Origin of the sequence: Pseudomonas sp. MM227, assembly GCF_947090715.1 — a bacterium.
GTDB classification, from domain to species: Bacteria; Pseudomonadota; Gammaproteobacteria; order Pseudomonadales; family Pseudomonadaceae; genus Aquipseudomonas; species Aquipseudomonas baltica.
Genome location: NZ_OX352319.1, coordinates 2,066,011 through 2,090,051 on the forward strand (window position 1 = coordinate 2,066,011; position 24,041 = coordinate 2,090,051).

Annotated in this window: 13 protein-coding genes; 4 read left to right on the forward strand and 9 right to left on the reverse strand. The window is 64.2% G+C overall.

Annotated features, from left to right (window positions below):
* Positions 1-246 precede the first annotated feature (246 nt).
* From efeO (ONG87_RS09360) to ONG87_RS09385, 6 genes are all read right to left on the reverse strand, one after another.
* Positions 247-1,074, reverse strand: a complete 828-nt coding sequence (efeO, locus tag ONG87_RS09360; protein WP_264382737.1) for an iron uptake system protein EfeO — start codon at positions 1,072-1,074, stop codon at positions 247-249.
* 27 nt (positions 1,075-1,101) lie between these two features.
* The gene (gene efeB / locus ONG87_RS09365) at positions 1,102-2,415 is read right to left on the reverse strand and encodes an iron uptake transporter deferrochelatase/peroxidase subunit (protein WP_264382738.1); all 1,314 of its coding nucleotides are present in this window, start codon (positions 2,413-2,415) and stop codon (positions 1,102-1,104) included.
* Positions 2,416-2,731: 316 nt separating this feature from the next.
* A complete protein-coding gene (efeO, locus tag ONG87_RS09370; protein WP_264382739.1) occupies positions 2,732-3,925 on the reverse strand; it encodes an iron uptake system protein EfeO in 1,194 nt (397 codons plus the stop codon).
* A gap of 7 nt (positions 3,926-3,932) precedes the next feature.
* Positions 3,933-4,775 (reverse strand): iron uptake transporter permease EfeU, encoded by an 843-nt coding sequence (efeU, locus tag ONG87_RS09375; RefSeq protein ID WP_122476866.1) that lies wholly within the window; start codon positions 4,773-4,775, stop codon positions 3,933-3,935.
* 105 nt (positions 4,776-4,880) lie between these two features.
* Positions 4,881-9,974 (reverse strand): DUF6543 domain-containing protein, encoded by a 5,094-nt coding sequence (locus ONG87_RS09380; protein ID WP_264382740.1) that lies wholly within the window; start codon positions 9,972-9,974, stop codon positions 4,881-4,883.
* Between the two features lie 194 nt (positions 9,975-10,168).
* On the reverse strand, positions 10,169-10,486 hold the full coding sequence (locus ONG87_RS09385) for an SCP2 sterol-binding domain-containing protein (protein WP_185793470.1): 318 nt from the start codon (positions 10,484-10,486) through the stop codon (positions 10,169-10,171).
* A 248-nt stretch (positions 10,487-10,734) separates the two neighbouring features.
* Here ONG87_RS09385 and sohB point away from each other — a divergent pair, with 248 nt between their 5' ends.
* From sohB to ONG87_RS09405, 4 genes are all read left to right on the forward strand, one after another.
* Positions 10,735-11,760, forward strand: coding sequence for a protease SohB (sohB, locus tag ONG87_RS09390; protein ID WP_122476871.1), 1,026 nt, complete (start codon positions 10,735-10,737; stop codon positions 11,758-11,760).
* Between the two features lie 96 nt (positions 11,761-11,856).
* The gene (locus ONG87_RS09395; RefSeq protein ID WP_264382741.1) at positions 11,857-16,239 is read left to right on the forward strand and encodes an NEL-type E3 ubiquitin ligase domain-containing protein; all 4,383 of its coding nucleotides are present in this window, start codon (positions 11,857-11,859) and stop codon (positions 16,237-16,239) included.
* Between the two features lie 91 nt (positions 16,240-16,330).
* Positions 16,331-20,542 (forward strand): DUF6543 domain-containing protein, encoded by a 4,212-nt coding sequence (locus tag ONG87_RS09400; RefSeq protein WP_264382742.1) that lies wholly within the window; start codon positions 16,331-16,333, stop codon positions 20,540-20,542.
* Positions 20,503-21,336 (forward strand): NEL domain-containing protein, encoded by an 834-nt coding sequence (locus ONG87_RS09405; protein ID WP_264382743.1) that lies wholly within the window; start codon positions 20,503-20,505, stop codon positions 21,334-21,336. The genes ONG87_RS09400 and ONG87_RS09405 overlap by 40 nt, the downstream gene beginning before the upstream one ends.
* Positions 21,337-21,414: 78 nt before the next feature.
* Here the strand turns inward: ONG87_RS09405 and ONG87_RS09410 are convergent, their stop codons facing one another.
* From ONG87_RS09410 to ONG87_RS09420, 3 genes are all read right to left on the reverse strand, one after another.
* Positions 21,415-21,909, reverse strand: coding sequence for a DUF934 domain-containing protein (locus tag ONG87_RS09410; protein WP_122476876.1), 495 nt, complete (start codon positions 21,907-21,909; stop codon positions 21,415-21,417).
* Positions 21,893-23,551 carry a nitrite/sulfite reductase gene (locus ONG87_RS09415; protein ID WP_122476878.1) on the reverse strand — a complete coding sequence of 553 codons (1,659 nt, stop codon included), beginning with the start codon at positions 23,549-23,551 and terminating at the stop codon, positions 21,893-21,895. The genes ONG87_RS09410 and ONG87_RS09415 overlap by 17 nt, the downstream gene beginning before the upstream one ends.
* 319 nt (positions 23,552-23,870) lie before the next feature.
* Positions 23,871-24,032: a hypothetical protein gene (locus ONG87_RS09420; protein ID WP_185793466.1), complete on the reverse strand. Its 162-nt coding sequence runs from the start codon at positions 24,030-24,032 to the stop codon at positions 23,871-23,873.
* Positions 24,033-24,041 lie beyond the last annotated feature (9 nt).

Consider the following 24,041-nt stretch of genomic DNA (forward strand, 5'->3'; position numbering starts at 1 on the left):
GATGGGTGGTGAAAGCCGAATGATCTACAGTGGTGCTGGCCGCAGGGGCAGATTGTGATTGATCAGGAAGAGGGCGGTGTCAGCAGACGCGGCTTGCGCCGCTGCTACAGAATGCATGGGTGTGGGAGTGGGCCTTGCGGGCAGAGCCCGCTCCCACAAAAACAGCCGCTGCAGAAAAAGGTTCCTGACAAAAACGGCGCCCACGAAAAAGGGCCCTTGGAAGGGCCCTTATCACCAGCAGACGGCTCAGTTCAGGCCGAGTTTGCCGCGCAGGGTGGAGAGGTCTTCGGCGAGGGTGTTGACCGGGCCGATCAGTGCCTTGCGGTCGTTTTCCTTGACCTTGTCGTAGGTTTGGAAGCCGCCATCGGCAGTGCGGTACTTGGCCAGGATTTTGTCGACGGTGGCGAAGTTCTTGTCTACCTTGGCTGCGAACGCCTTGTCCTGGCCTTCGATCTGCGGACGGAACAGGTCGACGATCTTCTTCGCACCGTCGATGTTGCCCTGGAAATCATACAGGTCGGTATGGCTGTAACGGTCTTCCTCACCGGACACCTTGGTCGCGGCCACCTCTTCGAGCAGTGCGGCGGCACCGCCGACCACTTTCTCCGGCGGGAAGGTCAGCTCGGCGATACGGTTCTGCAAGTCCTTCACATCCTTGAGCAGACCGTCGGCCAATGCATCCAGGCCCTTGGTGGTATTTTCCGAGTACAGGCTGTATTCCAGGCGGTGAAAACCGGTGAAATCTTCCGCCTTCACACCGGCTTCGTGGTCATCGACACGCGAATCGATCGACGCATCCAGGTCGCTGAACAGCTCGGCGATCGGCTCGATGGCCTCGTAGTGCACGCGGGTCGGCGCATACAGCTTCTTGGCGGTGGCCAGGTCGCCTTTCTTGATCGCGTCGGTGAACCTGGCGGTTTCCACGGCCAGTTGATCGACCTTCTCGGTCACGTAGATCTTGTAGTCCGAAACCGGCCCTACCAGATCCAACGGCGACTGGGTCGCGGCAGAGGCCGACAGCGGAGCGTTGAACAGGCCAAGGGTCAGCAGCAGAGCGAGTGGCGTCTTTGTCATGAGTGGTTCCCCGGTTGTATCAAGTGGTCATGCAGTGGTGGTGAGGTTCTTGCTCGCAGCGAGCAGGCTGCGGCCGATGAAATCCTGGGCGCTGGTCACTCCTGGCAGGGTGAAGAAATAACCGCCGCCCACGGGCTTGAGATATTCCTCCAGCGGTTCGCCGTTGAGGCGGGTCTGCACGGTGATAAAACCTTTTTCCAGATCCGCCTGGTAGCAGATGAACAGCAAGCCCATGTCCAGCTGGCCGTTCTTGTTCACCCCGTTCGAATAATTGAAGGGTCGACGCAGGATGAGGTTCTGCTGCGACTCCGGGGTGCGCGGATTGGCCAGGCGAATGTGCGCGTCCAGCTTGGTCAGCTTGCCTTCGGGATCTTTGCCGTAGTCCGGCACGTCACTTTCGAGCCGGCCGTCCATGGGCGCACCGGTGGTTTTCACCCGGCCAAAGATATTCTCCTGCTCTTGCAGCGGCGTGCGGTCCCAGCGTTCGACAAAGTTGCGGATGATGCGCACCGCCTGATAACTGCCATGCTCGGCCCAGGCTGGCTCGTCGCTGCCAGGCTGTACCCATACCAGCGCATCCATCAGCCGGGTGTCGTTGGAGTCCGGGTTGGCCGAGCCGTCACGAAAGCCGAGGAAGTTGCGCGCGCTCTGTTCAGGCTCGCCAGGTTTGGCAGGCGCCTGCGGCGGCACCGTACCTTCCTGTTTCCAGCGCACGAAAAGCAGGTCGGGCAGGTTCTTGACGATGTCGCGCAGGGCGTGGATGTTGCTGTCCGGGGTATTGGCACAGAACTGCAGGGTCAGGTCACCGTGGCATTGATCCGCTTCCAACGCATCGTTGGGGAAACCGACCATCCGCGACAGGCGTTTGGGCTTGGCATCGGCGAGGCCGAAGCGCTCGTCGAACAATGACTCGCCCACCGACACGGTGATGGTCAGGTTGTCTGGCACCACCACCGGGCCAAGGATGCCCGAATCCACCGGCGGCAGCTTGGGGTCGACCTGCGCCACGGGGCCGCCAGTCATCAGGAAGCGGATGCGCTCGTCCAGGGTGCGGAACAGGCGCTCCAGGTCTTCGCGATCACTGGCCAGTACATCGAATGCCACCAGCATGCCTGCGGCTGGCCGCGGTGTGACGATCCCGGTCTGGTGCACGCCCTGGTAGTCATGGCGGTCCTGAGTCTTTTCGCTTTTTGGCGCTTCGGTGACCTTGGCGGCGGGGGCGGCCATCGCCGGGCAGCTCAGGCCGGCACCGGCCAGGGCCGCACCGGCGGCGCCCAGGCCCAGCAGCACGCGACGGCGCTGGGCGTCGATGGTCGGATTCGGATTGTCGGTGTTGCTCATGATCGTTTATCTCGTCGCTGTTTCATTCACTTCAACGTCTGTCGCACCGCAGGTACCGCCGACGCGGCTCGCGCCGCTGCTACAGAGATCGCGCTGTCAATGCGGCTTGTCGTAATCCCTTGTAGCAGCGGTGCAAGCCGCGTCCGGGTTCAGCGCGGTCAGCCAGTTACACTGCAGGTACCGCCGACGCGGCTTGCGCCGCTGCTACAGAGAGCGCACTGCCAATGCGGCTTGTCGTAATCGCTGTAGCAGCGGTGCAAGCCGCGTCCGGGTTCAGCCCGGTCAGCCAGTTACACCGCAGGTGCCGCCGACGCGGCTACAGGGTGGAGAGGCCCAACGCAGGGTCAATGCCGTCGAGGGCATCGGCCAGGGCCTTGGCCTGGGCAGCGATCTGCTGGCGTTGCTCGGCGCTGACCGTCTCGTAGCTCTGATAGCCGTCGCCGCTGCGCAGACTCGCCAACTGCATGGCCAACTCATCCGCCGCCTCGTCGATACGCGGCAGCAGCTCGGCCGCGGACTTCGTCAACAGTGGACGCAGCAGGTCGACCACCTTGCGCGCACCCTCCAGATTGGCCGCGAAGCCATTCAGGTCGGTGTGGCTGTAGCGCTCCTCTTCACCCTGGCTACGAATGTCCGCCAACCCGTGCAGGTTGCGCGCAACGATGCTCACCAGTTGTTCGGGAGGCAATGGCTGCGCCAGCAGCTGGCGCCTCAGTTCAGTGACATCGCTGGCCAGTTTCTGCGCCACCGGCACCAGACCCTCCACGCTGTTCTGCTGGAACAGGCCGTACTCCAAGCGGTGGAAACCACCGAAAGCCGTATCCTGTTCGCGCTTCTCGTAGTAGTCGGCGCGGGCATTGATGGCATTGTCCAGTTCGGCCAGGCGTTGCGCGGCGGGCGCGATACGTTGATAGGCGGCTCGTGCCGGGGCGTACAAGCTGCGTGCCTGCGCCAGATCACCGGCGACAATGGCCTGGTTCAAGGCGTCCACGGCGCGAATCAGGGCGCTGCCCTGGGTTGCCAGGTACACCCGGTATTCCGATAGAGGGCCGACGAAGGCCACCATCGACGGCCGCGCCTTGGCTGCAGCATCGGACTCGGCCGTAGGCGTGACCTTCAAGGTGCCGCGCGGATTGCTGAGCAGGCCGCAGGTGATCTGATAATCCCCCGGCTGCAGGTTGGCGTTGATCACCTGGCTCAGGCCGGGTGCGATGTTCTCGCGTTCTTCGACCACCAGCACGCCATCGAGGATTTCCCATTCCACCGCCCGCTCGGAGCGGTTGACGATGCGAAAGCTGTTGCGCCCCGCGGCCACGGTGAGCGCGGCCGGCTCGCAGTTGTGCGGATGGATGTTCACCACGATCTCGTTCTGGGCGCTGGCCTGACGTTTGCTCGAAGCGACTTGCGACGCGTAGTAGAACAGGCCGCCGGCGGCGATCATCACGACCACCGACGCGGCGAGCGCCACACGCATCAGGCGCGGCGGGGCGCCATTGACTGGGTTGGACATGGAAGCCTTACTGATGAGTGGCGGGGGAGGAGTTGACCTGCGCCGGCGCGGCATGGGGCATGAAGAACGCCACCAGGGCCACCACCAGATAGATCAGGTATGCACCCAGGGTGCTGATCGTCGGTGCGTCCTGATAGCCGAACATGCCGGCCAGTACCGATCCGATCGGACCGTCCATGGGCAGGGTGGCGCTGATGTCGAAGACCACGCTCTGCAAGCTGTTCCAGACCCCTGCTTCATGCAGGGCCATGACCGAGTTGGCGAGAATGCCCGCCGCGACCACCAGAATGAACAAGCCGGTCCAGCGAAAGAACAGCGACAGGTTCAGGCGCATGCTGCCCGAATAGATGGCAAAGCCGATGGCCACTGCCAGCAGCAGGCCGAGCAGGGCGCCGATGGGCGCACCGGGACCTTCGCTCTGCTGGAACACGGCGAGCAGGAAAAATACGGTTTCCAGGCCTTCGCGGGCGACTGCGAAGAACACCATGGCGATCAGCGCGGCGACCTGGTGGCGAGAGCCAGTCAGGGCTTGGTCCAGGGCTGCCTGCAGCGAGTGCTTCACCGAGCGGGCGACCTTGCGCATCCAGAACACCATGGAGGTGAGGATGACCACGGCCACCAGGCCGATGAGCGCTTCGAACAATTCCTGTTGCTTCTGCGGGAATTCCGCGCTCATCAACTCAAGGCCGCCGCCCACCAGCAGGGCCAGGGCCGCTGCGAGGAAGACGCCGATCCAGACCGCTGGCATCCATTGACCGCGACCAGTCTGTTTCAGGTAGCTGGCGATGATGCCAACGATGAGCGCGGCTTCAATCCCTTCGCGCAGCATGATCAAGAATGGAACCAGCACTTAGCACCGTTCAACGAGTAATTAGGATGCTAACTTGTAACATAATGATACTCATTATTAAACAGGGTGCTTGATCTTTGCGCCGAATGGAAGCTGAACAAATCTTCAGGAAGAAGGCGGCGTGAACACCTCCTGCCCCAGGCGGAAAACCAGCAGTGTGACTGAATCGGCATTGGCCAGAATCAGCTTCGAACGCACCTCGGGGTCGGTCCGGAAGGCCACGCGGGCATCGGCAAGGTGGGTCTTGCCTGTCAATTGCAGGACCGTTTTGCGCTGACGCCCGTCGCTGGGACGAAAATCGCGTCGACCACTGGAACCCGGGCGAGTGAACAGTTTTGCAACCGGCGTACTCAAGGACAACCCTTCCTGGCGAATCTTGAGCAAGCTGCGCGCATACACCTGCGCCTGCCCATACATGCCGCCCAGGTCATCATAATGCTGGTGCAGCGGCAGAAAGGTGTCGAGGTAGGCCAGGTCCACGGTCTTGAGCACCTGATGGCTGAGCTCGTGCAGCAGCGATGCGGCCTGATGGTGCGCGTACAACTGCGCCTGGGTGCGTTCATGACTGGAATACATCATGGTCTCGATCGGCAGATCGAAGAATTTTTCCGTCAGGAATATGCGTTGCTGCGGATCGCCCTCCCAGACAAAGGCGTGGTTGCCCTCGTGGCCCTCCTCATTGAGCCCGTCCCAATAGCGGGGCGAGGAGTGTGGGTCCAGTGCATCGCTGGTCAGTGCGTCGAGCAACTGCACACAGCTGCTGCGCAGACGTTGCAGCATGGCCGGCGTGACGTCCACTTCGAACACGTCGGTCAGAATCTCCAGGGTCTGTGCCGGCAGCGGTACGTGGGGGGATTTCTGGTTGAGATTTTGCAGCGCATTGCGCAGGCAATCGACCGCATGGGCATGGGCGCGCACGATCATCTGGTGATGACGAGGGTAGCGCTGGCGGATCTGATCGGTACCTTCGGCCAAGGTGATGAATACGTCGGGAATGTTGATGTCGGTGATCCAGGTGTCGTAGTTGTCCATCAACGAATACCCGGCCCCCATCCGCGCGATCTCGAGATCGGCGTGCCACTTCTGCTGGCCATCCAGGGTGATGGTTGGCCCTTCACGTCCTTTGCTGACGATGTACCAACCTTGCTCGGCGCGGTTGACCTCCATCACCCGGCCATCGACCACGGCATAGCGGTGCGCGAGGTCGGCGGTTTCATACATGTTGAGCAAGGCGTCGTAGTGGAGCCTGTTCAATGCCACATCGTTGGCTTCCAATGCGGCCAGTGCCGCACTCAGGCCGCCGAAGCGCCGGCCTGCCACCAGCGCCCTGGGTGCGTGTTCGGCATTTTCGGCGGCCTGGATCTCGCGCTTGAAATGCTCGGCGCCACGGCGCGCGCCGACCACCGAAGCCAGGGCGGCAATGAAGTCGGCCAGGGCCTCACCCCAGCGCCTGCGTCCCATCGCCTTGACCGAATCGTTGAGCAGCTGTTGCGACTGATAGAGCGCCACCAGGGACCCGACGACGCTGGGCAGAATCATCGCACCTTGCTCGATGCCCAGTTTCACGATGTGACAGAAAGCATTCCAGCTCGCTTCTCCCGAGGACATGGTCTGCTGGCGAGCCAGCAGTTGGATGAGCTGGAGATTGTCTTCGAACAGATAGTACAGAGCGTTGCCCTGTTCTGGTTGATCGAGCAGGACGATGGCTGGCGGTTTGCCCAGTCGCTGACCGTCGTTGACTTCGGTGGTCCAGGGGATATGGGGCTCGGTGAACCCCGAGTGCTCATAGCGTGAATGAACGTCTTCAGGCAGTCGGCTCAGGATCTGTGCCTGAAGCGCGGTGTTGGTTTTGATCTGCTCCAGCAGCTGCGCGCGCGATGCGTACTCGCGAATGGTCTCCGACTCGCCATAGCAGGTGTAGAGCACGACCGGCCCACGGTCGGGTTGCACCGGCGCAATCAGGTACATGCCACAGGCAATATCGGCTTTCATGCCCACGTCCGGGATCAAGCCCAGCGGCCCGAGGGTGATCCGCTGACCGTTCAAGGGCTCGCGAGCGACACCGTCTGGCATCTCTACCACCTGGGCGATCATGTCGGTCGCCGTCGTACTGATCTTGCCCTGCATCTCCCGTTCGAGTGCGTTGCGCACCATCTGCGCCGGCAATGCCTTGACGAACAGCAAACGGCGCAAGGGGTAGTCTCCGGACTGCCTGGACAGCTTGGCGGCCAGCAGCTTGCGGTACTCGCCACCCACATCCGCATCCTTGACCACCTCGCGCACCTGGTGCGTCGTCGGTACATCCATGATCAACGAGGGCGGGTCGAGGCTGATGTGCATCTCGCTCGACACCGACCCGGAGAATTGGCTGATCGCCCATTCGGTCAGGGTTTTGGTCCGGCTGACGAGCGTACCGGTACCGAGCATGCCGCCAATGCTAACCCCGCCGCCGCTGGTGTCGGTCAGCTTGATCACGACCCGATCAGGATCACTGGGGCCTTCTGGCCAGACCTTGGCCATGGAGGCGCGCAGACGGTCTCGCGAGAAATCGTCGATGAAGGGGATCTGCGCCAGATAATTGCTTTTCCTGTTGGCGGTTGCCAGGCAGCGTCCGAGAATGTCGGCGTAGCGGGCGAGTTGGCTGGCGCTCGCGCGCTGGATCCAGGGGGGCAGCAGCTCGGCAAGCTGCACGTTCGCCGCATCGACGGCCAGACGGTCCAGGCCAACGGTGAGCATGTTGTCGGCGCGGCTGTAGTCTGCATTGCGCTGGAACAGCGTGGCGGAAAACCCGCATTGGACGGCCAGCGCCATGTTGACGCCCAGACCGGTCAGTTGACGATGGCTTTCCAGCGCATCGAGCTCGGTAATGAAATCGCCGGTCAGCGCACGGGTTTCCACGTGAATGCCGGAGACGGGAGCGGCCTGGAAGTGTTCCAGGACTGTCGCGATCAAGGCCGGATCCAGGCCGTTGAGCCAGCGGGTACGGGCGTGCGGATGACGGGCCGAAGCCGCCACGGTTTTCTTCAGTTGCTGCAGCGAGTCGAAGGCGAACAGCCCGTGGTCGCCGGACCACATCAATACCGGGCTTGCAGGCTTTGAATGGCAGTGCAGCACGAACATGTCGGCCAGCGGGATGGTGTTCGTTTCTGAAGGCACCCGCAAATAGATGGCATGCACGTCGGTGTCGGCAGCATTGCGCAAACGGGCCGTGGGATAGTCGAGTGCAGTGGCGAGCAGTTGCAGCAGTGTCTCGTCGATGCTGCCCTCACGCCGGGCGACGGCCAGGCTGGTGCGCAGGCCGAGTTCACGCAATGCCCGCCGTTGACCTGGCAAGTCATAGGCACCCAGGCAAGGTGGTTGCGGTGCGGACATCTGCCGGCGCACCAGGCCGCGGTAGGTTTTCGTCAGTGCCGGACTGCAGGCCAGCACGAGTTGTTCTATATGCTCGACGTCTGGCCAGTTGAGCTCGATGCCTGCCAGGTTCAGCACTCGATCCGCCGAGGTCAGTGGCGCGATGATGGCGCCGCTGGTCCGCTCCAGAAAGTAGTCGACCAGCCCGATAGCCGCCAACTCCGGTGCTCCATCAATGTGGAGACGCAACTCGTCGGCCGGTAGCGGTGACTGCATCGCCAGCAGGCCGGGTGCGAACAACAGGCGCACACCGTCTTTGACCGGGGAGACGCAGTGCATGGTCGATCGCTGCCAGCTGCGCAGGGTCTCGATCTGCAGCAGCCAGTTGCTCTTGGCCTGATTCGTGGAAGGCTCGACTGCCTGCAGGGCCAAGGCGGTGATCGGCCGCTCGCCACTGAGCCAGTGCAGCCGAGGGTGTGCCAGCTTGCGCAGATCCAACGCTTCGGCCACCGCCAGCAGCGGAGAAGGGCGCAGGGCTGACGTGTTGCCGAACACCTCCTGCACCCGGCGCCGTTGCAAGTCGATCAAGCCGTCGGCCAGGGTCTGGAACGCTTGCCCGGTCAGCGCCAGGCGCTGGGGTACAGGCCGAATCATCGCGTTGAACAATGCTCGATCGCCTTTGATCAGCCGCAGGCTGTCGCTCGCCCCGGCGACCAGCCCTTGCAGGTAGTCACCCAGCGCCTGCAGGTCGGCACAATGCGACAGACCCTGGTCCGTGCTGAAGATGTAGTAGCCGAGGCTGGCCTGGTCGGCGTCGCTGATGATCAGCGTGCCTGGCCAGGCCACGGGCTCGTCGTTCAGCGCCTGGTCGGCGTTGAACCGAAGGGTTTCCAGGCGCAAACCGGCAGGCGCTGGCGATGTCGCCACCGATTTCAGCAGCTCCAGTTGCGCGTTGCTCGCATGCAGATGGCTTTGCGCCTCCAGCACTGCACTCAGGTAGGCAGTCTGCAGGCTCCGACCCAGGCCATCGCGCAGGCTGCCGCGCTCGTTGTCGGGGTTGGCGCGCCAGAAGTCGGCCAGCGCAGCGCTGTAGTTTTTCGCCAATCGTGAGTTGGTGGCCATCAGCGTACTGCGGTAGCAAAGCGCATCGGCGTCACTCAACGTCTGTCCATAGACGCCGAGGAAACGATGTTCGCAGTCGGGTTGCGATGAGTCGGCGAGCAGGTCCAGAGCGGTGTCGAGCAGGCGCTGCACGTTGACCACTGCCTGGGTCTGGCGGTCGAGACGATGCACTTTGTGACTGCGCGGGATGATCGGGTCGCTGGCAGGCATCGCAGTGCGCAGCGCTGCGGTGAGGTCGCGGTCGAGGATATCGCCGAGCAGCGGCAACTGATGCCAGGTACGGTCGATCGCTTTCAGGCGCCGCGCTTGCGCCAGAATGATCGCTTTCATCCAGCGCTTGAACGGTGATTGGGTCACTGACACCCATTTCGGCTCGCGCGTGCTGGTCGGCCGAGCCCCGGCTTCGGCCTGCAACCGCGCCAACAGGGCATCGCGCAGGGCGGCGCTGCTGGTGAACGGCAGGATGCCTGTGAGTGGCGAGTAATAGTAGGCCGCCGCAAGGTCCGGATCGGTGCGCGTGATGCGCAGTCCGCAGAACACGCCGGGATCGGCATTGCCCAGCAGGCAGACCTGCATGTCCGGCGCAATGGTGGGGCGATCTGGCAGGCCCCGCAGCCAGTCGTATTCGATGACACTCAGTTGTTCGCTTTCAAATGCCTGGGTGAGGTGGCGGGACATGCACTGGGCAAGTTGACGCGAGTGAAACCAGGGGAGGGTATTGGCCATGATGCGCTCCATCGAAGGAACAGGCGGCAGGTGCCGGCCTGAGAGCGGTCAAGGCTAGGGCGATGCAGGCGTACCATGGCTGTACATATGTGGCGAGGGGAGACATACGGATGAGGCTTGAGACGCACCTGCCCCGAGGCGTGGTCGGGGCAGGTGGGGTGGTGCGGTGAAGCGCAGGTCTGGACCGGGAACAATCAGACCGGGAACAGTTCGCTCAGCTTCATGGCCAGCATCATGTCGCCTTCGGCGCGCAGCTTGCCGCCCATGAACGCCTGCATGCCATCGGTTTCGCCGCTGACGATGCCTTTGAGGGTTTCGCTGTCCATGACCAGGGTCACGTTGGCGTCCGGGTTTTCGCCTTCCTGCAGCTCGCATGTACCGTCTTTCACCAGCAGGGCGTACTGCTTGTCTTCGTCGGTGATGTTGAATCCGAATACCAGGTCCAGGCCTTTGGCGGCCTCTGGATTGAACTTGGCTTTCATGGCGTGTACGGCGTCGGCTACGGAGGTCATGGTGCGGTCCTTTTGTTGGAGGTGTGCAATGATCGCGAGGGCCTGGGCGGCCTGGCTCGATAGGGCAGTGAAAGTCCTGCGAGGTTAGGGGGGTATCGGCGCCTGTCAACGGATAATCATACGTGCGTTTGAATGGCTCGTTTGATGCCAAGCGTTTCCCGGCTGGCCCAAGGCTTTGCCCCCCGGTATGCTGGGCTCATTCCATCGTCCCCCTGGCTTGGCGGGCGTCATGCATGTAAGGAGTCACCGTGGAGTTTTTCGCCGATTACGCCGGGTTTCTGATCCGCACCGTCACCCTGGTCGTTGCCATCCTGGTGGTGTTGGCCGCCATCGCGTCGCTGCGCGCCAAGGGCCGGCGCAAACCGGCCGGCCAGTTGCAGGTCAGCAAGCTCAATGACTTCTACAAGGGCCTGCGCGAACGGCTCGAGGCCGGTCTGTTCGACAAGGACAAGCTCAAGGCCTTGCGCAAGGAACAGGCGAAGAACGAGAAGAAAGCCAAGAAGAAAAAGCCCGACAGCAAGCACCGGGTCTTCGTCCTGGACTTCGATGGCGACATCAAGGCTTCCGCCACCGAAAACCTGCGTCATGAAATCACCGCACTGCTGACCCTGGCCACCCCCAACGACGAGGTCGTGCTGCGCCTGGAAAGCGGCGGCGGCATGGTCCACAGCTACGGCCTGGCGTCCTCGCAACTGGCGCGCATCCGCCAGGCCGGTGTGCCGTTGACCGTGTGCATCGACAAGGTTGCCGCCAGCGGCGGCTACATGATGGCCTGCATCGGCGAGAAGATCATCAGCGCGCCGTTCGCCATCCTCGGGTCCATCGGCGTGGTCGCGCAGTTGCCCAACGTCAACAAGCTGTTGAAGAAGCACGATATCGATTTCGAAGTGCTCACCGCCGGCGAGTACAAGCGCACCTTGACCGTGTTCGGCGAGAATACCGAGAAGGGCCGGGAGAAATTCCAGGAAGACCTCGACGTCACCCACAAGCTGTTCAAGAGTTTCGTCGCCCACTATCGCCCGCAGTTGTCGATCGACGATGTGGCGACCGGCGAGGTCTGGCTCGGCGTGGCGGCGCTCGACAAGCAGCTGGTCGACGAGCTCAAGACCAGCGACGAATACCTGGCCGAACGCGCCAGGCAAGCCGAGGTGTTCCATCTTCATTACGCCAAGGCCAAGAGCCTGCAGGAGCGCGTAGGGCTGGCAGCCAGCGGCTCGGTCGAGCACCTGGCCGGCAAGGCCTGGGAGAAGCTCAGCCAGCAGCGTTTCTGGTAACGTCCAGCGTTATGTAACACCGGGCGCTTCGGGCGCCTTGCTCCACTAGGCCATCTGCGGCATGTCGCCGTGGATTACCCGGATTGGAGCTTGCTCTTGGTTACCCCAGCACCCGCGCTGCATGTCAGCGACACCCCCGCCCATTACCCTGTCATCGCCAAGCATGTCCCGGACTGGTTGCGAAAGGCCGAGCCAGTGGCCATTCGCGCCTACGAGAAAGCCTTGCGCCAGAACCGCGCGAGCCAGGCGACTGCGCAGTATCTGGCGAAAGATTTCGTCGGTCCGGCCGAGTTCGTCGGCTCCCGTCTGCAATCGGCGTTCGACGCTGCCTTCGGTGCAGCGGGCGCTGTCGATGTCACTCGCGCCGAATGGGTCGAATTCGACCGTGGCTCGGCGATTCTCGGCCGACCGCTCAGTGTGCGGCGGCGTACGTTGCTGGAAGCGGCCATGGCCAATTTCAGTGAAGACGAAGCCAGCCCCGGCCACTTCACCGGCGGCACGCTGCTGCTGCAACCCGATGCCCTGCAATTGCGGCTCGAAGAGCACGGCCTGCGCTGGAGCTACGGTTGGCACTATCAGGCCAAGGACACGATCGCGGTACAACCTCACCAGTTCGCCCGGCTGTGCCGCGACCTGGATCTGGGCCGTGCCTACCAGCAACGCTTCGATGAGGTGTTCAAGCCCACGGCGCTCAGAAGCCAATGGGTCACGGGTGCATTTCGCGCCAATATACGCAGCGAACTGGCCGTGCAGGCGCAGCAGGCGTTGCTGCGCGGCCAGCTCGATGCGCAAGCCTGCAGCGTGGTGCAGCAGCTGCTGGCAGATACGCCGGGTGAGGTGAAGTGGCAGGGTCAGCCAGTGATATTGTGCGATCTGCGCGGTTTGGTCACTTGGGTGCACAGCGGCACGACGTTGCACGGTGTGGTGTCCATCCAGACCAGCACGCAATCCAGTGCACCGTGCATCGTCTATATGCCTGGTGCTGGCGATGGTGCCTTCAAGCAGTACCCCAGCTTCGACGCGTTCAGTGCCGACCTGCGTGCGAAGTTGCGTGACGGTGCCTTCCAGGGCTGGTTTGCGGGGTTCGTGGCCGAGCCCGACCGCCGCGAGTTCTTTCTCAGGCTGAACAACACGTTGCGTCCGCAACGTGTCGAGTGGGGCATTGCACAGGGTCCACTGGATGATCCGGACGCCGATATCGGTCTGCGCCGCACCACCAGTGCCCAGGCTTTGGTGCCGCTGCTGCACGAGGCCATGCTGGCCAAACGCGCGGCGGATGCGCGCTACTTCGTTGTACCGACTGCCGAGATCGACGCCGCCGAGCGGCAGGCGCGCTGGATGCACTACCTGCAGCAGGGCGTGACGCTGCTCAATGTTGCCGCTTTGTCGGTGCCGGCCCTCGGTGCGTTGATGGCCGCCGTCGGCACCGTTCAACTGCTTGGCGAGCTGTTCGTCGGCATGGACGACTGGACCCACGGACAGACCGAAGAAGCGGCAGCTCATTTTTTCGCCGTCGCGGTCAATCTCGCTGTGGTGGGCGCCACGGTCGCAGGCGGCGCGGCCCTGGCGCGGTCGCCGTTCGTGGCCGGCATGCTGCCGGTCGTCGACCGCGCCGGACGCACCCGCCTGTGGCCGACCACCCTGGAAGCGTTCGCAGCCCGCGAGCAGCTTCCGCAGACGCTGGTGCCCGATGCGCAGTGGCAATACGTGCACGGGGGCAGCCACTACATCAAGCACGATGGACTGTTCTACCGACAAAGCTTCGAGGCCAGTAGCGCAAGGTGGTACATCGAACATCCTGCGGCCGACGTCGAGTATCGCCTGGCCTTGACCCACAACGGTGAAGGCGCCTGGCGCGTGGCCCACGAAGATCCAGGGCAATGGACTGCCGTGCAGGCGCTGCGTCGATTCGGCCCTGCGCTGGACGGGCTGGATGATGCCGCGCTGCAACGGGTGCGCCAGGTCAGCGGAATCAGCGGGCGTCAGTTGCGCGATCTGCATCGTCGCGGCGGCAAGCTCCCGGCGCTGGTCAAGGCGTGCGCCGATGACCTGCGCGCCGAACGGGCCGTGCTGGCGCTTCCCGCGAGTGAGCGTACGGCCGCTCTGGCGCGTTTGCGCGAAGCAGCACCAGCGATACCTGTCGGGCATCCGGCGGCCGCCTTGCTTCGCGATTTTCCCCGCCTGCCGCAGGTGGTTGCCGAAGAGATAGCGGCCGGCGCCAACGACCGCGAACGGGCACAGCTGATTGCCGCTGCCCGCGTTCCGCTGCGCTTGGCCACCCAGGCACGCTGGAGCCTGTGGGAGGCGCAGCTCAATCGAGCCATCCTCGGCCTCACTGGCGCCGGCGATGCACGCACCGCCAGGCTGCGCCAGGGCCTGACGGCGGCCATGAGCGAGCAACAACAGCGCACTGTTTCGCCGCAGAAACTCTTGGCCCTGGCAGCCGGGGATCGCCTGCGGGCCGCCCGGCTCATTGGCCAGCGCCGGCCCAAGGCCTTCACGGCGCCCGAGCGCATCGCGGGGCACCGCTGGGGTTATCGTCTCAGCGGTCGTGGTGGCAGCCAGGACGAACTGGCGCAACCTGTGCGTCCCCTCAGCGCCGCTCGCCAGCAGGCACGCTTCGACGAAGGGCGGCGGCTGGATGCCTCCCTGGCCCACTGGGCCCAGGAAAGCACCACCACGCCAGGTGCCGATGGGCAACCCGTTGCGGTCGCCAGCGCAGATCGCGAGCTGGCGCGGCAGCGCATCATGGCTTCCTGGCGCGGCGAGGCACCCCTGGCCGAGGACGGTGCCGGTGAAATGTCGCAAGTGCTCGATCTCTCGGAGTTGCGCATTGGTGCGCTGCCGGTGCTGGAAGGCGACTTTTCCCGGGTTCGCTACCTGTCGCTGGAACAGTGCGGCCTGACCGAGCTGACGCCCGGGTTTCTGGAAATGTTCACCCAACTGGAACACCTGGAGTTGCAAAGCAATTACCTGACGCGGATCCCGCCCGGTGTCACGGCGCTGAACGAACTGCAGATGATCGCGCTCGACGACAACCGCCTGCAGGCCTCGCCAACGATGTTCGATGAGGTGGCCACACTGCCTGGCCTGCACGCACTGGTGCTGCGCGACAACCCCATGCAGATTCCCCCGACCGCCGTGCAGCGCCTGGCCAGCCTGTCCTCGTTGCGCTACCTGGCCCTGGACAACACCGATGGCCAGGCGATGGCCGAGCACCTGCCCATTCTTGCCAGGCTGCCCAACCTGGAAAGCCTGTGGGTGGGCCGCAACGGCATGACCCTGACGCCCCGGGCCATGCAGGCGCTGGGCAGCCTGCAAACGCTGGACTACCTGGACCTGTCGGGGAATCCGGTGGGCCCGCACCTGGACCTGAGCCTGCTACAGGGCATAGGCGGGCTGCGGCTGCGCGACTGTCAGCTGCAGCAGTGGCCTGTTGGCTTGACCGGCCTGATGGACCGTCAACCGCTGCGCCTGCGCTGGGTCGAGCTGGACGACAACCCCATCGTCGAGGTGCCCGAGCTGCACACGCTGGCGTTCTTCCGAGGCGAGCCACAAGTGCCACGCCCTCTGGGTCTTTCTTTCGCCCACTTGAGCGCCGTTGCAGTTAGCCGCCTGCAGGCTGTGGGCGTGGTCTTCGACTACCTGCAGATACTGGCGCAAGCGGCCGACGGCGAGGCTGCGGCGCGACTGGCCAGGCTGCGTGCGATGCCGGGCAGCCGGCGCTTCATGCAGCTGCTGGGCAGGCTCAGCGATACCGCAGACTACCGTCTGGTCCCCGCCAACCTGGCCGAGCGGGCCTGGAAAGTGATCGACGCGGCAGCTGCGTCGAGCTCGCTGCGCGAGCAATTGTTCGCCATCGCCCAGCGCCCGGACACTTGCGGTGATCAGGTGATGGCGCTGTTTGCCGACCTGGAACAACAACAGATGTACGTCCGCGCAGCCGACCCCGCGCTCGATGGGCCGCAACGCAGTGCTCAGCTGCTTGGGTTGTCGCGCAGCCTGTACCGCCTGGATCGCGTCGACAGCCTGGCCCGCGCCGATGTGCGGGCGCGCGCGGCGGCCCGCGATATCGACGCGGACGAAATGGAAGAGGTCGAGGTGCTGCTGGCCTATCGGATTGGCCTGGCCACGCGGCTGGGTCTGTTGAACCAGCCCCATGGCATGCTGTTCGGGGCCATCGAACCGGTGACGTTGGCCCAGCTCGATGCGGTGGCCGGCCAGGTGCTGCAAGAGGAGAGCGATGCAGCCCTGTTGGAGTGGCACATGAGCCAGGACTACTGGCTCGATTACCTGCGACGCGAGCACCGGGCTCGCCTGGACGCCGCCCAGGCACCGTGGCAGGTGCGCCTGGCGCAGCTGCAGGCGCGTGACTATGACGACGGTTTTGACCAGGAGCTGGTCAGCTTGCAGGTGGAGCGCCAGGCCGCGGAAATGACAGTCCTGCGTGCGCTGACGCAGGAGGCCATGACGCAATAGGCAAGCCCCGGCGGCTGTGGTGCATGGCTACCGCAGCCGCCCTTGTCGGCTCTGTTTTGCTGGGCGTTCTTCGAAACCAGGAAAGCCAAGCATGTCCAGCACCGAGATTCCCCTTCCAGGTCGCCATGATGCGTTCATTCGTGAGCGCACCCCCGCATGGGCCGCCGCCATCGGCACGACGCAGATGAACCAGTTGCAGCAAGCGCTGGTGTCCGAGCAATTCAGCTCGACCGGCCCACTGCCTTGGTTCGCCCGCGCTTCGAGCGAGTATCGTGACGCTTTGATATCAGCCCAGGCCGAGCGCCAGCGTTGCCGCTCGAAGCTGAGCCTGGCCCTGGCCGGGTTTCGCAGCGTGGTCGCGTTCGCCGAACCGATCCTCGCCGAGGCCATGCGTATGCGCTTCGGCGCAACCTTGGATGTCCATGCCACGGACTTCATCCGTATCCAGACGCGCGAGCACCTGCTGGGTCTGGATAACGACCATGTGCCTCAAGCCGAACCCCTGATCATGGCAGCGCTGGGCAACTTCGTGGCAGACCCGGATTTTCATCCGCGCACCACGCTGGCACCCTCGGGCAGCGTGAAAAAGAGCGGTCCGTTCCCGCTCGGGCCGTTCACCAGCCGCTTTGAATACCGCATCGACAACCCGCTGCCGATCGACGCCGGACAGTTCGCCACCCTGGTCCGCCAGTTGGACCTGGGGCGTCTGTACCAGGCGCACTTGAGCGAGGTGTTCGAAGCCACCGCCACCCGTGCCCAGGTCGCTGCCGCAGTCAATGCGACCCGCAGGGCCCAGCTGCGGGTGCTGGCCCATGTCGCGCGGATGAAGGGGGACATCGACGAGCAGGGCTTCAAGGTGGTCGAAAGTGTGGTCGCCGGCCGCGTCGAGCGCTGGGGTACCGGCACGGTACAGTTCTCTCGGCTGAGCCTGCTCGGGTCGGCGCTGCACGATGTGCTGGTGATCGGGCCGGCGCGCGGAGTGGGCCAGGCGACTGCGCCCATGCCTTGTCTGGTATGGATGCCGGGCGATGCTCGGGCACCCCTGAAGCAATACGCATCGACGGCCGAGTTCATCCAGGCGCTGGCTGTGGAGCTACTCAAGCCCGACTCCGTTCGCCGGTTGCTTGCGCGGGTGGCGCAGACCGAACGCGCCGAGTTCCAGGCGCGCCTGCAACGTCGGCTCTGGCGCACCGAGGACGGTGACAACGGGCGCAAGATCGCCGTGGTCAATGCGCGGCCCAAGCTGGATATCGTCGAGGTGTCGGTGCGCGGCGAGCTGTTTGCCCATCTGCATGAGCGCCATGTGGCCTGGCTCAAGGCCGAAGCCAGGTGCCTGGCGGTGCCTACCGATCGGATCGACGCCGATCAGCGTCAGGCGCGCTGGAGCGGTTGGCTGGAGGAGGGGGTGTCGCTGTTGAACCTGGCCGCACTGTGCATCCCGGCGCTGGGCGAGGTGATGGTGCCGGTGATCGCGCAACAGCTGGTCGGTGAGGTCTACCACGGCATCGAGGCCTGGGAGGATGGCCGCACGGACGAAGCGTTCGGACACTTCAAGGGCATCGTCGGCAACCTGGCACTGGCCGTCGTTGCCCACGGCGTGGCCGCCGATTTCGGCACGACCTATCGCGCGGACGGCGTGGTCGACGAGATGCAGCAGGTGCGGCTGGCCGACGGTCGCCAACGCCTGCTGCACCCGGATCTGCAGGGCTACCGGGCAGTCGATTTGCCTGTCGCTATCGCGGCCGACGACCAAGGCGTCTACCGCCACCTGGGCAAGACCTTCATCCGGCTCGACGATCACTTTTTCGAGGTGCAACTCACTGCCGATCAGGCTCGGGGCCATGTGATTCATCCCACAGGCTCGACGGCCTATCGCCCCAGCGTCCAGCACAATGGCGCAGGCGCCTGGCAGCACTCTCTGGAGCAGCCGTTGCAATGGCGCGGCGCCGGGTTGATGCGCCGCTTCGGTCCCATGACCGAGCGCATCGGCGACGACGACCTGCTGACCCTGGCCGAGATCCATGGCGTACCCCTGGACCGGTTGCGTCGCCTGCACGTCGACCAGGAGCCACTGCCGGCGGCCCTGCACGAGGGTGTCATTCGCTACCGGGCCCATCAGGACCTGGCCGCGCGCATGGGGCCCAGCGGCCAGGGTATGCTCGATGAGCAGGGCAAGCAGCTGTTGGCCTCGCTGATCGAGCGCCAGCAGCCTGCTGCCAGCCGCGAGGCTGGAATACTGCGTCGCGATTTTCCGGGCCTGCCGGTGCGAATCGCCAATGAGATCGGCGCGTCGGTCAGCGCTGCCGAGCGTACGCGTATCCTCGAAGCTGGACGGCTGCCGCTGCGTGTGGCCGAGCAGGCGCGCGCGCGGTTGGCGCGGTGGCGTTCGAGCCAGGCCTGCAGCGCGCTGATCCTCGACAGCGGTGGCTCTGCGGACCGCGACAAGGTGGTGATCGGCCTGTTGCCCAGCCTGCCGGGATGGACGGGCCGGGTGCGCCTGGAGTTGCGCGACGGCGGCCAGGCCGGCGACGTCACCGCGGCAGCGGGCCTCGGAGTCGATACCGAGCTCAAGTACATCGTGGCCAGTGAGGGCCGCTACCGCGCCTATGACCAGCGCGACCAGGAACTGGGCGGGTGGATGGATCTGTACAGCGCCATCTGCCGCGCCTTGCCCGACGCCGAACGCAGCGCCCTGGACCTCAATCCCAGCGCAGGGGAGGCACTGCGCCAGCGCTTGAGTGGCCTGGTTCGCGCCGACCGCAGCCGCGTGTCGCGACTGCTCGGGCAACGTCAGGTACAGCCTTGGTTCAAATCACCGGAACGCCATTCGCAGGGCATCGGCTACGCGCTCAGCGGGCGTGGCCAACCAGGCTGGAGGCAGAACCGCCGGTTGCGGCACCTGTATTCGGGTTTGTCGCAAGCCAGTCTGCAGGTGCTGCGTGAATCGATGGTACGGCCCGATGAGTCGTTCGAGATGGCCTTGCAGCGCCTGGAGCAGGAATTTCAGGTATTGCGCCGGGAACTCAAGGATTGGCGCCGGCGCGCGCCGGTGGACGTGAACAGGGACAACGCTGCTCGCGATATCATCAGCGCCTGGCGCAGGGAAACCACGATTCTGGACCTTGGCGGGCAGCGCCTGGGTGATCTGCCATTGCTGGTGGCCGACCTCAGCCATGTGCGGCACTTGCGCATGAGCGCCATGGGGTTGCAAGGCGATCCCTCGTTCTTCCTGTCGGTGTTTCCCAATCTGTTCAGCCTGAACCTGTCGAACAACCGGCTGACAGCCATTCCGGGGCAGGTGCGCTCGATGGCCAGGCTGATGACCCTGGACTTCGACGAAAACCTGCTGGCTCCCGCGCCACAGATGTTCGATGCATTGATCAGCCACCCCACCCAGACCGCGCTGCGCTACCTCAGCTTGCGACGCAGCTTCGCGATCCGCCTGGCCGAGGGCAGCGTCGTCGATAACCCTCTGCCGGCTGAAGCACTGCAGGCGCTCGGGCAAATTCCGCATCTGCGCGAGCTGGATCTGTCGAGCAATGCGCTGACCCTCGACGATGCCGCCTGTACCGCCCTGGGGCAATTGCGGGAACTGGAAACCTTACGCCTGCAGCGCAACCATATTCGCTTGAGCGAGGCACGACGCATGGCGCTGGCTGGCTTGTCTGGCCTGCAGACCCTGGATCTGAACGGCAACCCGCTGCTGCTGCCGCCGACGCTCGACAGACTGCTGTCGTTGCGCTATCTGGGGTTGAGCGGGACTGGCATCGGCACCTGGCCGCCGGGGCTGACGCAGGTCTTCAATCGCGTGCCTCAGGTGATCAGAATTGCCAACCTCAGCGGCAACGAGATCGTCCGCGTGCCGGTGTTGGAAAACAGCGCCATGGCGCAGATCAACCTGAACCTGGCCAACCACGGCCGTCCGGTGCTCAATCTGGACAACAACCCCTTGTCGGAACCCAGCTATCAGCGCCTGAGTCGGGCCGGTGTGTTCCCGCGTCGACGCTGGATGGGCGGTGCTGGCGCAGCAGGCCGCCCGGTGGTCGACCAGCGCTGGCTGGAAGGCTGCGAAGCGGGCCTTGCGCAGCGCATCGCGGCGGATCGCAGCAGTGAGGGGGCGGCGGCTTTCTATCGGGTAATGGATCAAGTCTCGCGCACGGCGGGCTACGCCAGACACTCCCTGGCCTACAAGCAGCGCATGTGGGCGATCATGGAGGCACTGGTGCCGCCGGTGCAGGGGGCGCTGGTGATGGGCTGGGTGTGGTGGACCTGCGTCAGCAGCTGTTCGATCAGGCGACCTTGACCGAGAACACCTGCGGCGATGGCATCAGCGTGGTGATAGACGCCTTCGAAACCCGGGTCCTGGCCTGGCAGGCGGCGTCCAGCGCCATCGATGGTGGGGCGGCGATGTTCAAGCCGTTGCTGGCCTTGAGTCGCCAGTTGTACAAGGCGGCGTTGGTGGACGAATACGCCGTGGGCATCGCCCAGGCGCGCCTGCAACGGCGCGAGGCCTTGCTGGCTGGCGATCCTGCGCCGGCGTTGTTGCCGTTCGACGATATCACCGAGGCGGAACTGCAGGCCGCCGTGCCGGACGAGGTGGAGATTCGCTTGCGCTTGCGCGGGTTGGCGCAGTCACGCCTGGGGCTGCGCGCGCAACCCGAGATGCTCTACACCGAGCAGATCGCTTCGGCCACTGTCGAGCATGTGGTACGCGCCGTGCTGGAGCGCGCTACCGACAGCGGATTGACCGACTGGCTGGTGGATCAGCCTTTCTGGCAGCTGTACCTGCGCAAGGTGTACCCGGAGCGTATGTCAGCGCTTGCGGACTTCTGGGCCGAGGTGATCAACCATTTCGAAGAAGCCCTGGATGCCAACGCTGCATTCACCACAGAGCTATCCGGGCTGCCGCCGTTGCTTGAGCAGCTGAAAACCTTGGCGCCCGGCGTGGTATGGCAGGGCGAGCAGGGGGAGGCGGCGAAAGTGGTGCTGACCGAACAAGCCACGCTGGATCTCTACGGGGCCATCGATCAGGCCCGTCGAAAGGCGCTGGACGCGCTCCATCGAGCGCTGACCCGGGCAGCGTTGGTCGGTTCTTAGGAGGGATCGAGCGGCGGCGTGCAAGTTTGTGACCGCCGCGCCAGCAGTGGCGCGGCGGCTACGGCCTGCAACCAGGGTTCAGCGGCGACGGAACAGCGGCAGCGGTTCGTCGGTGGCCGCCTGGTAGCTCACGGAGAAATCCTTGAGGCTTTCCAGGGCTTCGTACGGGTCTTTGTCGGCGCGCAAGGCGAAGGCATCGAACCCGCAGCGGTGCAGGTAGAACAATTGGTCGCGGAGCACGTCGCCAATGGCGCGTAGTTCGCCCTTGAAGCCATAGCGATCGCGCAGCAGGCGCGCATTGGAGTAGTTGCGGCCGTCAGTGAAGGCCGGGAAGTTCAGGGCGATGACCTGGAACTCGTTGGCCTGTTCACCGATTTCCTCGGCTTCTTCGTCGCTGTCCAGCCAGACGCCCAGCCCACCGTCCCGAGCCTTGAGCGCCGGACCGTGCTCGCGCCACAGCGAGAGGGGCACGATCAGGTCGTCACAGTTGCTGATGCCGTCGAACGAGGTGTCCTTGGGCAGCAGGTGCCAGGTTTCGTCGACGACTTCGTTGTTCTTAATGATTCGCTGCATAGACGCGCTCCTTGAAGGGGTCGATGCCGATCCGCTGGTAGGTATCGATGAAACGCTCGTCTTCGGTGCGTTTTTCCACGTACACGTCGATCAGCTTGGAGATGACATCCGGCATGGCGTCCTGGGCGAACGAAGGGCCGAGGATCTTGCCCAGGCTGGCGTCGCGGCTGGCGCTGCCACCCAGGGACACCTGGTAGAACTCCTCACCTTTCTTGTCCACGCCAAGGATGCCGATGTGGCCGACGTGGTGGTGACCGCAGGCGTTCATGCAACCGGAAATATTGAGGTCCAGTTCGCCGATGTCGAACAGGTAGTCCAGGTCGTCGAAACGGCGCTGGATGGATTCGGCGATCGGAATCGACTTGGCGTTGGCCAGGGAGCAGAAATCACCGCCCGGGCAGCAGATGATGTCAGTCAGCAGGCCGATGTTCGGGGTGGCGAAACCGCCTTCGCGCAACTCGTTCCAGAGGCTGAACAGCTGCGCCTGTTCGACGTCGGCCAGAATGATGTTCTGCTCGTGAGAGGTGCGCAGCTGGCCGAAGCTGTACTTGTCGGCCAGATCGGCGACGGCGTCGAGTTGCTTGTCGGTCAGGTCGCCGGGTGCGACGCCGGTGGGCTTGAGCGACAGGGTCACGGCCACATAGCCCGGCTTTTTGTGGGCCAGGGTATTGCGCGAGCGCCAGCGGGCGAAACCCGGATGCTCGGCATCCAGTTGCGCCAGGTCGGCGGCGAAGTCGGGCAGGGCCTTGTACTCCGGGTCGACGAAGTGCTTGGCCACGCGGTGCAGTTCGGCCTCGGTCAGTGTGGTGCTGCCGCCGCGCAAGTGCTGCATCTCGGCATCGACTTTCTGGGCGAACACTTCCGGCGTCAGGGCCTTGACCAGAATCTTGATCCGAGCCTTGTACTTGTTGTCGCGACGGCCATAGCGGTTGTAGACGCGCAGGATGGCATCGAGGTAGCTGAGCAGGTCCTGCCAAGGCAGGAACTCGTTGATGAACGCGCCCACTACCGGCGTCCGGCCCAGGCCGCCACCGACCAGTACGCGGAAGCCCAGCTCGCCAGCGTCGTTGTGCACCGGCTCCAGGCCAATGTCATGCACTTCGATGGCGGCGCGGTCGGTGCTTGCACCATTCACGGCAATCTTGAACTTGCGCGGCAGGTAGGCGAATTCCGGGTGGAACGTGGTCCACTGGCGAACGATCTCGCACCACGGGCGCGGGTCGATCACTTCATCGGCGGCCACGCCGGCGAACTGGTCGGTGGTGACGTTGCGCAGGCAGTTACCGCTGGTCTGGATCGCATGCATCTGCACGGTGGCCAGTTCGGCCAGGATGTCGGGAATATCTTCCACGGCCGGCCAGTTGAACTGCACGTTCTGTCGCGTGCTGATGTGCGCGTAGCCCTTGTCGAAGTCGCGAGCGATCTTGGCCATCATGCGCGTCTGCCGCGATGTCAGCTGGCCATAGGGCACGGCGACGCGCAGCATCGGGGCAAAACGCTGGATGTAGAGGCCGTTCTGCAGGCGTAGCGGGCGAAACTCTTCTTCGCTCAGTTCGCCAGCCAGGTAGCGGCGGGTCTGATCTCGGAACTGCTTGACGCGGTCCTCGATGATCCGTTGATCGTACTCGTCATAAACGTACATGGTGATCCTGTTCTCAGGCTGTCTTGTCGCATCATCAGAAAAGCACGCGCACGGTCGCGGGCTCTCGACAGAGCCGACGGAAGATAACAGTTTGTAAATAGACGTAAAAGTGATGTTTGAGTATATGCACAGAACCAGAATGCATATGCCCCGAGGTACCTGTCACCCCTATAGGAGCGGTCATCGCCCGCGAAGGCCGTACCGCGGAGTGCCTGCGGAACCAGGGTGACCTTTTCGCGGGCAGAGCCCGCTCCCACAGAATTCGCGATCACCTTGTGGGAGCGGGCTCTGCCCGCGAAGGGCGCGCCGCGGATTGGACTCAGAGGGCCTTGCTGACGTGAATGTCGCTGATGCTCGCCGCAGCGTCGCCGTGCAAGGCGACCAGGGCAGCCTGGGCCTCTTCCAGCGAGCCGGTGGCCAGGTGGGCGAAGTCCCAGCGGCGTTGGCCGTCGAGGTTGTAGCGGATCACATACTTGATCATGGGCGCCCC